Annotated in this window: 11 protein-coding genes; 8 read left to right on the plus strand and 3 right to left on the minus strand. The window is 63.9% G+C overall.

Going from position 1 to position 14,116, the window contains the following annotated elements; genetic code table 11:
* Nucleotides 1-615, minus strand: coding sequence for a UbiX family flavin prenyltransferase (locus tag NCS67_RS21895; protein WP_175980894.1), 615 nt, complete (start codon nt 613-615; stop codon nt 1-3).
* The gene (locus tag NCS67_RS21900) at nt 608-2,101 is read right to left on the minus strand and encodes a UbiD family decarboxylase (protein WP_034471030.1); all 1,494 of its coding nucleotides are present in this window, start codon (nt 2,099-2,101) and stop codon (nt 608-610) included. The genes NCS67_RS21895 and NCS67_RS21900 overlap by 8 nt, the downstream gene beginning before the upstream one ends.
* Nucleotides 2,102-2,377: 276 nt before the next feature.
* Here NCS67_RS21900 and NCS67_RS21905 point away from each other — a divergent pair, with 276 nt between their 5' ends.
* The 3 genes from NCS67_RS21905 (at nt 2,378) to NCS67_RS21915 (ending at nt 7,035) form a co-directional block, all read left to right on the plus strand.
* Nucleotides 2,378-3,319 carry a LysR family transcriptional regulator gene (locus NCS67_RS21905; RefSeq protein ID WP_008348104.1) on the plus strand — a complete coding sequence of 314 codons (942 nt, stop codon included), beginning with the start codon at nt 2,378-2,380 and terminating at the stop codon, nt 3,317-3,319.
* Nucleotides 3,316-4,755 (plus strand): aldehyde dehydrogenase family protein, encoded by a 1,440-nt coding sequence (locus NCS67_RS21910; protein ID WP_250436539.1) that lies wholly within the window; start codon nt 3,316-3,318, stop codon nt 4,753-4,755. The genes NCS67_RS21905 and NCS67_RS21910 overlap by 4 nt, the downstream gene beginning before the upstream one ends.
* Before the next feature lie 375 nt (nt 4,756-5,130).
* Nucleotides 5,131-7,035: a hybrid sensor histidine kinase/response regulator gene (locus NCS67_RS21915; protein ID WP_250436541.1), complete on the plus strand. Its 1,905-nt coding sequence runs from the start codon at nt 5,131-5,133 to the stop codon at nt 7,033-7,035.
* A 119-nt stretch (nt 7,036-7,154) separates the two neighbouring features.
* Here NCS67_RS21915 and NCS67_RS21920 read toward each other — a convergent pair whose 3' ends face one another.
* Nucleotides 7,155-8,324, minus strand: a complete 1,170-nt coding sequence (locus tag NCS67_RS21920) for a zinc-dependent alcohol dehydrogenase (protein WP_175980901.1) — start codon at nt 8,322-8,324, stop codon at nt 7,155-7,157.
* 733 nt (nt 8,325-9,057) lie between these two features.
* On the opposite strand from NCS67_RS21920, the gene NCS67_RS21925 reads away from it, so the two are divergent.
* The 5 genes from NCS67_RS21925 to NCS67_RS21945 all read left to right on the plus strand — a co-directional run bounded on the left by NCS67_RS21925 (nt 9,058) and on the right by NCS67_RS21945 (nt 14,054).
* The gene (locus NCS67_RS21925) at nt 9,058-10,206 is read left to right on the plus strand and encodes a glutathione-independent formaldehyde dehydrogenase (RefSeq protein ID WP_239294579.1); all 1,149 of its coding nucleotides are present in this window, start codon (nt 9,058-9,060) and stop codon (nt 10,204-10,206) included.
* A gap of 167 nt (nt 10,207-10,373) precedes the next feature.
* Nucleotides 10,374-11,135, plus strand: coding sequence for an SRPBCC family protein (locus NCS67_RS21930; protein WP_250436542.1), 762 nt, complete (start codon nt 10,374-10,376; stop codon nt 11,133-11,135).
* Nucleotides 11,136-11,146: 11 nt separating this feature from the next.
* Nucleotides 11,147-12,319, plus strand: a complete 1,173-nt coding sequence (locus NCS67_RS21935) for a zinc-dependent alcohol dehydrogenase (RefSeq protein WP_250436543.1) — start codon at nt 11,147-11,149, stop codon at nt 12,317-12,319.
* A 43-nt stretch (nt 12,320-12,362) separates the two neighbouring features.
* Nucleotides 12,363-13,493 (plus strand): SMP-30/gluconolactonase/LRE family protein, encoded by a 1,131-nt coding sequence (locus tag NCS67_RS21940; RefSeq protein WP_034470935.1) that lies wholly within the window; start codon nt 12,363-12,365, stop codon nt 13,491-13,493.
* Between the two features lie 105 nt (nt 13,494-13,598).
* Nucleotides 13,599-14,054, plus strand: a complete 456-nt coding sequence (locus tag NCS67_RS21945) for a RidA family protein (protein WP_008348110.1) — start codon at nt 13,599-13,601, stop codon at nt 14,052-14,054.
* Nucleotides 14,055-14,116 lie beyond the last annotated feature (62 nt).

Consider the following 14,116-nt stretch of genomic DNA (forward strand, 5'->3'; position numbering starts at 1 on the left):
TCATTCCTCATCTTGCGCGCGGCGGCCGAATGCATCGGCGAGGCCGCTCCAGCGTCGCGCGATCTCCTGATGCTCGATGCCGAAGAGATCGAGAATGCGCCCGACCGTGTGATCGACCACATCGTCGATGCTCTTCGGATGCGCGTAGAACGCGGGCACCGGCGGCATCACGATCGCGCCCATTTCGGTGGCGAGCGTCATGTTGCGCAGATGCGCGAGATTGAGCGGCGTTTCGCGCGCGACGAGCACGAGGCGGCGGCGTTCCTTGAGCATCACGTCGGCGGCGCGCGTGAGCAGGTTGTCGGCGAAGCCGTTGGCGACGGCCGCGAGCGTCTTCATCGAACACGGTGCAATCACCATGCCGTCGCTGACATACGATCCGCTCGCGACCGACGCGCCGATATCGCGCACGTTGTGGACGACGTCGGCGAGCTGGTCGATGTCGCCGCGCGTCAGCCCGAGTTCCTGCGCCGCCGTCACCGCGCCCGATGCCGACACGATCAGATGCGTCTCGTGCGTGCCGAGCCGCCGCAACGCAGCGAGCAGGCGCACGCCGATCACCGCGCCGCTCGCGCCGGAAATGCCGACGACGATGCGCTTCTTCTGCTCAGCCATGATTGCGCGCCAGGTAGGCGTCCAGTGCGCTGTTGTCGGCGGCGACGAGCGCGTCCAGATCGACTGCGTCCTGTCCGGGAATGCGCACGCGCGTAAAGACGTGCTCGGCATAGACGACGGGGCGCGTCGCATCGAGGCCCATCTTCGTGCTCATGCCTTGCAGATGCGCGGGCGCATCGGCGGGCTGGCCGACAGTCGTCGACGGATCGAGCGGCGAACCCTGCGCGCCCGCGATCACGACGAGATCGCGGTCCGCCTGAAAACGCGTCGCGATGGCCCATTCGATTTCGGCGGGATCGTGCACGTTCACATCGGGATCGACGACGACCACTTGCTTGATGTCGTAATGCGCGCCGAACGCGCAGAGGATCACGTTCTTCGCTTCGCCCTCGCGCTTCTTGTCGAACTGCACCCACAGGTGATAACGGCACACGCCGCCCACCGAAAGATGCACGTCCTTCACGTTGGGATGGCTGCGTTGAAGGTGCGCGAGCAACGTCGCTTCGCGCGGAATCGCACCGAGCAGCAGATGCTCCATCTCGGCGGGCACGATCGTATGAAAGACCGGATCGAGCCGATGCGTCACCGCCGTCACTTCGATGACTTCGCGCGCTTCCTTTGCACTGTAGTACTTCGGGAATTCGCCGAACGGTCCTTCCGGCTCGCGCACGTCCGGCAGAATGCGCCCTTCGATCACGATCTCCGCGAACGCCGGCACATGCACGCCGTTCGTCACGCACGCGACGACGGGCAGCGGCGCGCCATGCAGCGCACCCGCGATCTCCAGCTCGTCGTGATCGATCGGCGTGATCGCTTGCGAAGCGAGCATCGTGAGCGGATCGACGCCGATGGCTACGGCGACATCCAGCGCATCGCCGGCTTCTTCCGCCGCGCGCTGAAAGGCATAGAGGTGGCGCGGCAGCAGCAGGATCGCCATGCGGTCGCGGCCATGCACCTGAATGCGGTTGATCGAAACGTTCTGCACGCCGGTCCGCGGATTGCGTGCAATCACGAGACCCGCGGTGATGTACGGGCCGTTGTCGTGTTCGCTATGCGTCGGAATCGGCAACAGCGCGTGCAGGTCGATGCCGTTCGTATGCACGACTTGCTGGCACGGCGCGTTTTCACGTTCGACGCGTTTCGATGGAAGCGGCGCAGCAGCAGCAGCCGAGAAGCGGGCGAGCAGTTCGGTTTCGTCGACGCCCATCGCTTCCGCGATCCATGCACGCTTCGCCATGAAGCCGCTGACGACAGGCACCGCGTGACCGCCCGGCTGCGTGAAGAACGCCGCCTGCGTGCCGTCGAGGCGCTTGGCGATGGCAGCGAGTTCATGTTCGAGCGCAACGGGCTTGTCGATCGTCGCGACGCGGCCGGTCCGCGCAAGATGCGCGAGCCAGTCGCGCAGCGAAAGGGAGCCGGTATCGGTGCGATCCGGGGCCCACGAGAATGCGGGATTGCCGTTCGTTGCGGCATCGCGTGTGTTCATCAGCGTCTCCATCTGGGCGCGCCTGCCAAAGCCAGCGCATTGGATGAAGCGTAGCGAGATCGCCCCATAACGGCTAATACTGTTTATTGATGCGCCGAATCATTCGTGCTTATAACGGTGCTAGCCCGGATGACACGGTTGTTGCGCTCACGTATCAATGGAGCACGCGCGAATGGGCGCTTGAGCAGCAAGCCTGAACAAACGCCCGGCGCGGTCCATCGAAGCAGTCTGATAACGGTGCGGTCGCCTATTAGCATCGCTGATACCCCACGGAACATGGACCTCAAGCAAATCCAGTACTTCATCGCGCTGTTCGAGGACGGCTCGGTCACGCGCGCGGCCAAGCGTCTCAACATCGTGCAGCCCGCGCTCAGCATGCAGATCGCGAAGCTCGAGGACGAATTGCATCAGCAGCTTTTCGAGCGCGGCGCGCACGGCATGGCGCCGACCGCCGCGGGACGGCTGATGTACCGCCTGTTCTTGCCGATCATGCGGGACCTGGCCCACGCGCGGCAGCAACTCGTGCAACGCGACGAAGTGGTCACGGGACATGTCGGCATAGGGTTGATCGCATCGGTGACGGAGAGCGTGCTCGCGGATTCGCTGTCGCGCTTTCACGCGCGTTACCCGGATGTCGAAGTCACCGTCGCCGATGGCTACAGCGCCACCTTCATCGACTGGGTCGCGGGCGGTCAGCTCGATGCCGCCATCATCAACAAGCCGCGCGCGCGTCTTTCGCTCGACTCGCGCCCGCTGCTCGACGAAGAGATGGTGCTCGCCACCAGTGCGACGCATGGACCGGATCTGCCGCACGCGATCGAACTCGCGCAACTGCCGGAACTGGAACTCGTGCTGCCGACCAAGCGCCACGGTCTGCGCGGCGTGCTCGACAGCGCCGCGCAGCACGAAGACATCCTGCTTGCGCCGCGCTTCGAGATCGACGTGCTGTCGACCATTCTCAAGCTCGTCGAAAATACGCGCTTCGCGACGATCCTGCCGCGCATCGTCGTCGAGCGGGCCGCGCGGCACGGCACGTTGCGCGCATGTCCGATTCTCGCGCCGCGAATCGTGCGACACATTCTCTGCGTGAGCCATCCGCGCCGCCCGTTGAGCGCGGCGGCCGAAGCGCTCATCGCGATCATCGGCGACGAGTTGCATCGGGCGTCGAACTTTTCGGGTGACGAACCCTCCCCCTTAATCAAGGAAAGCTCCGCATGAACGCACGACACTGGATCGCCGGCGAATGGACCGGCACGCCGACGCTCGACAGCATCGACCCCGCGACGGGGGAAGCCATCGGCCAATATGCCGACGGCGGCGCGCACGAAGCCGACGCAGCCATCGCCGCCGCGCGACATGCGTTCGATCGCACGACGTGGGCGCAGGACGCGCGTTTGCGTCAGGACGTGCTGCTGGCGTGGGCCGCGGCGCTGGACCACGAGCGCGAGTCGCTCGCGACGCTGCTCACGCGCGAGAACGGCAAGACGATCGCGCAGTCGCGTGGCGAGATCGCGGGCGCCATCTCGGAGGTGCGCTATTACGCGGGTCTTGCGCGCCATATCGCCGGGCATGTGCTGGAGCCTGAGCCCGGCACGATATCGACGATGCTGCGCGAAGCGGCCGGCGTCGTCGCGATCATCGTGCCGTGGAACGCGCCCGCCGTGTTGCTCGTGCGCTCGCTCGCGCCCGCGCTGGCGGCCGGTTGCACGGCGATCGTCAAGCCCGCCGCCCAGACTTCGCTCGTGACGGCCGCGATGATGCGCTGCTTCGAGCTCACCGCGTTGCCCAAGGGCGCCGTGAATCTCGTCAACGAGCGCGGATATGCGGCGAGCGAGCGGCTCGCGGATTCACACGGCGTCGATGTCCTCAGCTTTACGGGATCGACCGCGACGGGCAAGAAGATCATGGTCGCGGCGGCGGACAGCATCAAGAAGCTGTCGCTCGAACTCGGCGGCAAGTCGTGCTGCGTCGTGTTCGGCGATGCGGATATCGACGCCATCGCGCCGCGTCTCGCGCGGGCCGCGACGATCATCTCGGGTCAGCAATGCACCGCGGCGCGCCGCGTGCTGGTTCATGCGTCGCGGGCGGCGGACATGCGCGAGAAGCTCGCGTCGGCGCTCGCGTCGCTGAAGGTGGGGCCGGGCATCGATCCGGCGACGGATATCGGCGCGCTCATCGACGCCGCCACGCGCGATTCCGTCGAGCACACGATCGAACGTGCGTGCGCGACTGCCGATCGCGTGCTGCTGCGCGGTGCTCCATCGGGACATGCGTTTCTGTCGCCGACGCTCGTCGAGCATGCCGACCCCAAGGCGTTCTTCTGTCAGGACGAGATATTCGGTCCGTTCGTCACGCTGGAGGTGTTCGAGAACGAGCAGGAAGCGATTCTGAAAGCCAACGATACGGTTTTCGGCCTCTCCGCGAGCGTGTGGACGAACGATGGTCCGCGCGCGTTTCGCATGGCGCGGGCGCTGCGCAACGGGACGGTGTGGATCAACGATCACAACAAGCTATTCGCGGAGGCGGAAACCGGCGGCTATCGTCAAAGCGGGCTGGGACGGCTTCATGGCTATGATGCCCTTGCGGATTTCACCGAGCTCAAGCATATCTGCATGCCAGCCGGCGTCGCGGACGGGATCGCGCCGCTGCGGTGATGGCGGGTGGCGGGCCGGCTTCGTCATGCCGAGCCAAGGCACCAAAAAGAAAGGCAAGAGTCATCCTGTGTAATCCCGATATAAGAAAGTTTTATCCGAGCCATCACGCGATGCTATTAGAACTGGTGGACCTTTCTGCCTAGAATTCAGGTCTCTCAGGTTCGTCGGAATCTCGCTTCTTTGACGGACTTTCAAGCGCCGCCCCCGTAATGGAGTCGGCGCTTTTTTGTTGGCGACTCGGACCCGACTCGCTGACCGAGCGAGGGGCACCGAGTTCCGCCGGCAGCGGATTCCAACGCTCTGCAAGTCGCGAGAAGATAGGAACAAAGACTGCACAGTGGACAGGATAACAACCAGCCCAATCGAGTCACGACCATGATCGTACGCATCGCCCAATATCCACCGAAACAGCGCCTGGTCTTCGGTATTGCAGCTACCGCCGTTATCGTGACAGCTCAACAGGCGCTGACGATGGTTGCCCACGGACGGCTGACATTCCTCTTCTTCAGCGCGACGCTTCCGTTGATCACGGTGCTGTTCGGCGCGTGGTCGGGATCGCTGCTTCTCGTGAGCGGCATGGCCTTCGGCGCGCTCTGGATGCCGCCCGTCGGCAGTCTGGCCGTTCTGCAACACGACGACCGCATCGTGCTGGTGGCATACGCGTTGGTCGGGGCATTTCTGGTGGCGGCCGGGCAGCAACTCGCCAAGGTGGCGCGGCGTGCAGGAAGCGCCGAAGCCGCTACGCAGGAGGCCACGGATCGCCTTCTGCAGGTCGAGCGCCAGGCGCGACACCGGTTCGACGTGGCCCTGGACAGCGCAGGCGTGCCGTTCGTCATCCTGACCCCGGTCGTTCGCGAGGGCCGCATCGCCGAGTTTCGATGGGACTATCTGAACAAGGCGGCCGCCCAGCTTTTCAATCAGAACGCCGCAGTCGTGATCGGCAGTTCCACGGCATATGTGCGTCCGGCCGGGTGGGAGGCGAACATGCTGCTCGAGCGGCTCACACCGCTCGCCCAGCGCCCGGGAAGAGAGGCCTTCGACATACGCGTCTCGGGTGAAAACGGCGAGCAGTGGTTTCACGTCGTCGCGGCGTCTCTGGACGGTTCGGTCGTGGCGTGGTTCGGAGACGTGACGCCACGCGTGCGGGCCGAACAGGCCCTTTCGGAGGCTGACCGCCGCAAGGACGAGTTTCTCGCGACGCTCGCACATGAATTGCGTAATCCGCTCGCGCCGATCCGACACGTCGCGGAGATACTCGAACAGCCGAACTTGACGGAAGAGCGCAGGATCTGGTGCATCAGCGTGCTGCGCCGGCAGTCGGCCGCGATGGCGCTTCTGCTCGACGACTTGCTGGACGTGTCGCGCATCACGCGCGGCGCGCTCAAGCTGCGCAAAGAGGCCGTGGCGATGCGCGAAGTCGTCGACGAAGCGGTCGAAATCGCGAGACCGATCCTCGCAGGCAAGGGGCACGAGCTCGTCATCAAGCCGCCCGTCAGACCATTGCATATCGAGGCGGACCGGCTCCGGCTCGCGCAAGTGCTGGCCAACCTGCTGATGAACGCGGCGAAGTACACGCCACCGGGCGGGCGCATCGAACTCGCGGCGACGGCTGACGACGCCGAGATCGTCCTGTCGGTCACGGACAACGGTATCGGCATCGAGCCGGACAAACTGTCGGCGATCTTCGCGATGTTTTCCCAGGTCAATCGAGATCAGCATCGGCAGGGCGGTCTTGGCATCGGACTCGCGCTGTCCAAATCGCTCATCGAGCTGCATGGAGGCCGACTCACCGCGTCGAGTGGCGGAAAGGATCGGGGGAGCTGCTTTGCCATTCATCTGCCCGCGACGTCGCGCGTGTTGCCCATGCCGGCGCCAACACGCGCTGCGCTTGCCGTTCACGCGTCGGCCCCGAAGCGCCGGATCCTGGTCGTCGACGACAACGTCGATGCAGCGGACGCAATGACGGCGTTTCTGGAGATGCAGGGACACGATGTACGAACAGTCTATTCCGGCGAAGAGGCGATCGAACTCCTCGGCGAATACAACCCGAACGTGATCTTGCTCGACCTCGGCTTGCCGGGCATGAGCGGGCTCGACGTCGCGCGCCGCATACGGGCAACGCCCTCGACGCACGACCTGACGCTCATTGCCGTCACCGGCTGGGGTCAGCAACAGGACCGGGCGCGCACAACAGACGCCGGATTCGATTTTCACTTCACGAAGCCGGTCGATATCGCGCAACTGACTCAAGCCGTCGACAGTGCGGTCGCCGCGCCATAGAAGAAGGCGGCTCGCGGCAGTGACATTCGCGGTGCTTCCGTCCATGATCGTGCGACCGTTTCAACGGTCACGGCGGAACGTCCGCACCAGCGGATTCAGGCAAGCCGCCGTCTTCCCGACTAAGGCTTAAGCACGACCTTGATGCAGCCATCTTCCTTGTCGCGGAATGTCTTGTACATCTCGGGTCCTTGATCGAGCGGCACCGTGTGCGTGATGACGAACGAGGGATCAATCTGCCCTTCCTGAATGCGTCGCAACAGGTCGTCCGTCCAGCGGTTCACATGGGTTTGGCCCATGCGCCATGTCAGCCCCTTGTTCATGGAAGCGCCGAACGGAATCTTGTCGATGAGACCGCCGTACACGCCTGGAACCGACAGCGTGCCCGCCGGACGGCAGACGTAGATCATCTCCCGCAATACGTGCGGCCGGTCCGTTTCCAACATCACGGCCTGCTTGGCCCGGTCGTACAGGGAATCGAATGAGCGCGTCGCATGCGACTCCATGCCGACCGCGTCGATGCACTTCTCGGGGCCCTTGCCTTGTGTGAGATCGGCCAAGCGCTCGAGGACGCTCTCTTCTTCGAAGTTGATGACCGTGGCCCCGCCCGCACGCGCCATGGCGAGACGCTCGGGCACCCGGTCGATTGCAATCACCTGCTTCGCGCCGAGCAGAACGGCGCTGCGAATCGTCATCTGGCCGACGGGCCCTGCCCCCCAGATCGCAACGGTGTCTGTCGGCTCGATGTCGCACTGAGCCGCCGCCTGCCAGCCGGTCGGAAAGATGTCGCCGAGGAAGAGCACCTGCTCGTCGGTGAGGCCGTCGGGAATCTTCACGTGCGTTCTGTCCGCATACGGTACGCGCACGTATTCGGCCTGACCGCCCGGATAGCCGCCTGTGAGATGCGTATAGCCGAACAAGCCCGCAGTCGTGTGGCCGAACACCTTGTTCGCGACGTCCTGGTTCCGATTGCTCCGCTCACAGACGGAAAAGTTGCCGCGCTTGCATTGTTCGCATTCGCCGCAGATGATCGTGAAGGGAACGACGACCCGATCGCCGATCTTCAGCGTGCTATTCGCGTTGCCGACTTCCACCACCTCGCCCATGAATTCGTGGCCCATGATGTCGCCGGATTCCATGCCGGGCATGAACCCATCGAACAGATGCAAGTCCGAGCCGCAGATGGCACATGTCGTTACCTTAATGATCGCATCGCGGGGATGTTCTATGACCGGGTCCGGAACCGACTCGCACCGGATGTCCTTCTTGCCTTCCCAGATGAGCGCTCTCATCGCTAGCCTCCATTGTGAGTGAGCGGTTGTATCGCGCGGCATCCTCTTCGCTTCACAGCAACGCGGCAACCGCCACGCAAACAGCATTCGACGTTCCGTTCAACGCATGCTGTCTTGCCCGCATCGTTGGTTGTCCATCGGGCCATCGACGCCGGCCGGGAATCGGAGTCGCTGGTCCTGCATCGGTGTCCATGTCAATGAGTGTCCTTATGCGCTGCCGTGTCCGATCTGCGGGCGCGCCGAGCTTTTTTGTCATGGACAACTGTTTCGATAATCGACCGGCGATGCGGGTTAAGCCCGCGAGTCAACTGACCGAATAGCGACCCTTCCGGTTCTCGAACCAGGCCGCTCTTGCAAGATCTGCAGCCCGGTGCAAGTTCTCCGCGACTACGCGATTACACGTCACCCCCACGCATCGATTAGATAGCCGTATCAATCGCACTGAATCTCGATGCTCATCCGCGAGTCGCCTCTGTCGACCCGAATCGGGCACGCGGATAGCTGCCCTTACATCGCGCACCGTCACCAAAAATCCGGAAGCGCATGGCACTCACTATTTAGGATGGCGATAGATTGTCCGGCTTCAACCAGCAATAGCAGACGCTGTCTGCAAAGTGCCGGTCTGCATGAGAGAGGGACGTACCGCAGGTGGGTCTGCGGGTTTGTCGACGCCGACAGCCGCCGAAGGTTTCGCGGCTCAGGCTCTTCGCAGTTGAACTCTCGGGAGAAACATATGAAAGCCGTTGTGTATCGCGGTCCTCGTGAAGTTACGGTCGAGAATGTTCCGGATCCCAAGATCGAGCGTCCGACCGACGCCATCGTCAGAATCACCAGTACCAACATCTGCGGTTCCGATCTGCATATGTACGAGGGCCGAACCGACTTCGAGCAAGGCCGCATCTTCGGTCATGAAAATCTGGGCGTCGTTCAGGAGGTCGGGCCTGCCGTGGAGCGGATCAAGCCCGGCGACTGGGTGTGCCTGCCATTCAATGTAAGTTGTGGCCACTGCATGAACTGCGAGCGCGGCCTCACGGCGTTTTGCCTGAGTGCGAACCAGCCGGGAATCGCCGGCGGCGCGTTCGGCTTTGCGGACATGGGTCCTTGGCCGGGCGGACAGGCCGAATATCTCCGGGTGCCTTGGGCCGACTTCATGTCCTTGAAGCTGCCGCCTGACGCCCAGCAGAAGCAGACCGACTACGTGATGTGCGCCGACATCTTCCCGACCGGCTGGCACGCGACCGAACTCGCCGGCATGAGGCCCGGCGACGCCGTGGTGATCTACGGCTCCGGCCCCGTCGGTCTGATGGCCGCGCACTCGGCGATGATCAAGGGCGCCCGCAGCGTCATGGTGGTCGATTGCCATCCCGACCGGCTCAAGCTCGCTGAGTCCATCGGCGCGATCGCGATCGATTATTCGAAGGAAGATCCGGTGCAGCGGGTCATGGATCTCACCCAAGGCATGGGCGCGGACGTGGGATGCGAATGCGTTGGCTACCAGTGCCACGATCCGGCTCCGCAACGCCACGAGAACCCCAATCTCACGATGAACAACCTGGTGTCGTCGGTCAAGTTCACCGGCGGGATCGGCGTGGTGGGCGTGTTCATTCCCGAGGATCCGGGCGCGCAGGACGAACTGGCGAAGAAAGGTCAGATCGCGTTCGACTGGGGCAAGTGCTGGTTCAAGGGGCAGCACATCGCCACGGGCCAGTGCAACGTCAAGGCATACAACCGGCAGTTGCGCGATCTGATACACGCGGGCCGCGCGAAGCCATCGTTCATCGTGTCGCATGAGTTGAAACTCGACCAGGCGCCTGACGCCTATCAGCACTTCGACGTGCGCGACCACGGCTGGACCAAGGTGGTCTTGCATCCGGGAGGTTAGCGAAGCGACGCAGCGATCGTGGTTGCATGAGCGCTCGGGCTCATCGCTCAATCATTGCCACGCGTGCAATGGGCTCGAGCGTCGCCAACATGTCTCGTCGATCCCGCTGCACGGTACGAACCGCGTAGCGGGCACCACGGCGATCAGTAACCTTTGGAGCATTTGTTATGGCAAGCAACATTCTTGCTATCCGGCCGCGCGAATCACTGAGGCGCGGCGGCCATTCTTCGGGCGTGTCGGCCGGAGAAGCCATGCAAGGCATTGGCTGGATCCCCGTCGCGCTCAGCGCGGCCTTGATCGTGTCCGGACTCGCCGGACGAAAGAAAGGCGCCGTGGCTCTCGCGCTCACTGCCTGCGCGGGCATGGCAGCGGCGAGTGCCGGGTACGGTGTCCCGCTCCATCGCGGACGGGCAGACAACAAGGGGCGAAGTGGGATCGCCGGCGCGACGCCGGAGGTGGAGCGCGCAATCACCATCGGCAAGACTGCGGACGAGCTTCGTCGGCTCTGGCTTGCGCCCGGGACGCTCCCGCAACTCGTGGCAGGCTTCGCGACGTTGCACCCGGCGGGCGACGGCCGCATGCGCTGGGAAATAAGGACGCCGCTCGGTCGCGCCTACCAATGGGAATCGGAGATCGTCGACGGCCCCGGCGGAGGCGTCGGCTGGCGCTCGCTGCCTGGCGCCGCCATTCCGAACGAGGGATCCGTCCGCTTCGACGCCGCCCCGAACGACCGCGGCACCGTGGCGACGCTGCACGTCCGGTTCGACCCGCCCGGCGGCGCGCTCGGTGAAGGCCTGCTGCAACTTCTCGGGACCACGCCGCTGAATCTGGTCGCGGACAACGCGCTGCGGCGCTTCAAGAGCCTCGTCGAGACCGGCGAGATTCCCACCACTGAGCGGCAGCCCGCTGCTCGCGCAACCACGCGTTAAGGAGAGTGAGCATGCGAGCACTGTACTGGAACGGGGTAAACGACCTGCGCGTCGGGACTGTGAAAGACCCGGAGATCATCAATCCCCGCGACGCGATCCTGCGCGTCAGTCTGTCGACGACTTGCGGCTCGGATCTTCACTTCATCGACGGCTACATCCCGACGATGAAGTCGGGCGATGTCATCGGCCACGAGTTCATGGGCGTGATCGAGGAGATCGGCCCCGAGGTGAAGCGCCTCGCAAAGGGCGACCGCGTCGTGGTTCCTTCATTCATCGTTTGCGGGCAATGCTGGTATTGCCAGCACTCCCTCTACTCGTTGTGCGACAACACGCATCCCAAGCCCGAGCTACAGGCACCGCTTCTGGGCGGACATACGACCGCAGGCATCTACGGCTACACGCACGCGTTCGGCGGCTATGCGGGCGCGCATGCGCAATACGTGCGCGTACCGTTTGCCGACAACGACTGCTTCAAAGTCCCTGACGGCGTCCCGGACGATACGGCGCTGTTCCTCTCCGATGCGGCGCCGACCGGCTACATGGGCGCCGACTTCTGCAACATCCAGCCGGGCGACACGGTCGCGGTCTGGGGCTGCGGCGGCGTAGGGCTGATGGCGCAGCAAAGCGCGCGTCTGATGGGCGCGGAGCGCGTCATCGCGATCGACCGCTTTCCCGAGCGCTTGCAGATGGCGCGCGAGCACGCCGGCTCCGAGACGATCGACTATACGGCGGTCGACAGCGTCCTCGAAACGCTCATGGAGATGACCGGCGGGCGGGGCCCCGACGCGTGCATCGACGCGGTAGGAATGGAAGCGCACGGCACCGGGCCGCAATACGCGTATGACCGCGTCAAACAGGCGCTGCGTCTGGAGACGGACCGCGGCCAGGCGCTGCGCGAGGCCGTGATGGCCTGCCGCAAAGGCGGCACGCTGTCGGTGCTCGGCGTCTACGGGCTGATCGATAAGTTCCCGATGGGCGCCATCATGAACAAGGGCATGACGGTGCGCAGCGCGCAGCAGCACGGGCAAGCCTATATGGATCGGCTGCTCTCGCACGCGCAGAAAGGCGAGCTGAACCCTGCTTACCTCGCCACTCACCGCTTCTCGCTGGAGGACGGGCCACGCGGCTACGACATGTTCAAGCACAAGACCGACGGCTGCGTCCGCGCCGTGTTCGCGCCTTGAATTCGCCGCGCATCCCGAGTGCCGCCATGCAAAGGAAACGACCATGATCCGAATCGCAGCCGCGTCCGCCATCGTGGCGATGACGCTTCTCGCCAATGCATCCATCGCACAGCAGCACGCGGGGCCTACATCCGATACGCCACAACTGCAACAGGTCGCAAAATTCGAGCACCAGGTTACGGGCGTGACCGTTTCGAAGGATGGGCGCATCTTCGTCAATTTTCCGCGCTGGACAGAAGATGCGCCGGTCTCGGTTGCAGAAGTGACGCGCGACGGCCAGATCAAACCCTACCCGGACGACGAGTGGAATGCATGGCGCAACGAGAAGAAGAACCAGATGTCCGCCGGAGATCATTTCGTGTGCGTCCAGAGCGTCGTGACCGATGCACACGGCAATCTTTGGGTCGTCGATCCGGCCGCGCCAGCCACGGCATCGCTCGTGCCGGGCGGACCCAAGCTCGTCAAGATCGACCTCAAGGCGAACCAGGTCGCGCAGGTGATCCGCTTCGACGAGAGCGTCGCGCCTCAGGGAAGCTATCTGAACGATGTGCGGTTTTCGCCGGATGGTCACTATGCCTATCTGACCGATGCCGGGGCCAAGGGAGCGCTCGTGGTCGTGGATCTGCAGACCGGCAAGGCCAGGCGCGTGCTCGGCGGCCATCCGAGCACGCAGCCGGAAAAGGACGTGGTCGTCAGGATCGACGGGCAGCCGCTACGCCGACCCGACGGACGCGGAGTCGAATTCGCCGCCGACAGCCTCGCGCTCTCGCGCGATGGGCGCACGCTCTACTGGAAAGCACTGACCGGTCGCACGCTCTATCGCATCGCGACAAACGCATTGCAGAACCCGCGTCTGTCGGAGAAGGACCTCGAAGCGCGCGTGGAGCGTGTCGCCGAGACGGAGCCGACCGACGGTCTTTGGATCGATGAGCGCGGGCGGCTTTATCTGAGCGCGATCGAGCAGGACGCAGTCAGAGTCCGTGACGGCGATCGCATCACGACCCTCGTGCAGGACAAGCGGCTGCGCTGGCCCGATACGTTCTCCGAGGGCCCCGACGGGACCCTCTACGTTACGAGTTCCCACATCCAGGACATGAGCTGGTTCAAGCCCGAGACAGGCCCCCGCCTCGAGACGCAGTTGTGGCGCATCGAGGGGATCGGAGCGAAGCAGTGACGCGCAGGACGGGCCGCCCTTCTGGAAATACAAATCGCGATCGCGATAGCCGAGGATATTGACCGGGTTACGCTAGTGTTTTGATCACATCACGGTGAGCCGAACATGAACGTATCCGAACGCCTTGCACAAGCGGGGATCGAACTGCCGGCGCCCATCGCGCCGCTCGGCTCCTATCGAACGGTTTCGATTGCGGGCAGTCAGGTCTATGTTTCCGGTCTCGGGCCTTTCGAAAACGGCAAGCCAATCGTCGGAATGGTCGGCGGCGACATGTCTGTCGAAACGGCGCGCCACGCGGCGCATCTGACGATGCTGATGATCCTGGCTTGCGTCGATCAAGCCTGCGGTCTGGACAACATCGAGCGATGCAGCCGGCTGACGGTCTACGTGCGCGCCGAACAGTCGTTCACGCAACATCCGCAAGTGGCCAACGGCGCCAGCGACCTCTTGCTGACATTGTTCGGACAAGACAGGCTTCCCGCTCGAAGCGCGCTCGGCGTGCATACTTTGCCAATGGGCATCCCGGTCGAGATCGACAGCATCTTCGAATTGAAGCGTTAAATCGCGTGGCAGCTTCGCTGGCGAACGCGCCATTTATCCACAAAGCGATTTTTGCCGTCCGG

Source organism: Caballeronia sp. ATUFL_F2_KS9A (assembly GCF_023630765.1).
GTDB classification, from domain to species: domain Bacteria; phylum Pseudomonadota; class Gammaproteobacteria; order Burkholderiales; family Burkholderiaceae; genus Caballeronia; species Caballeronia zhejiangensis.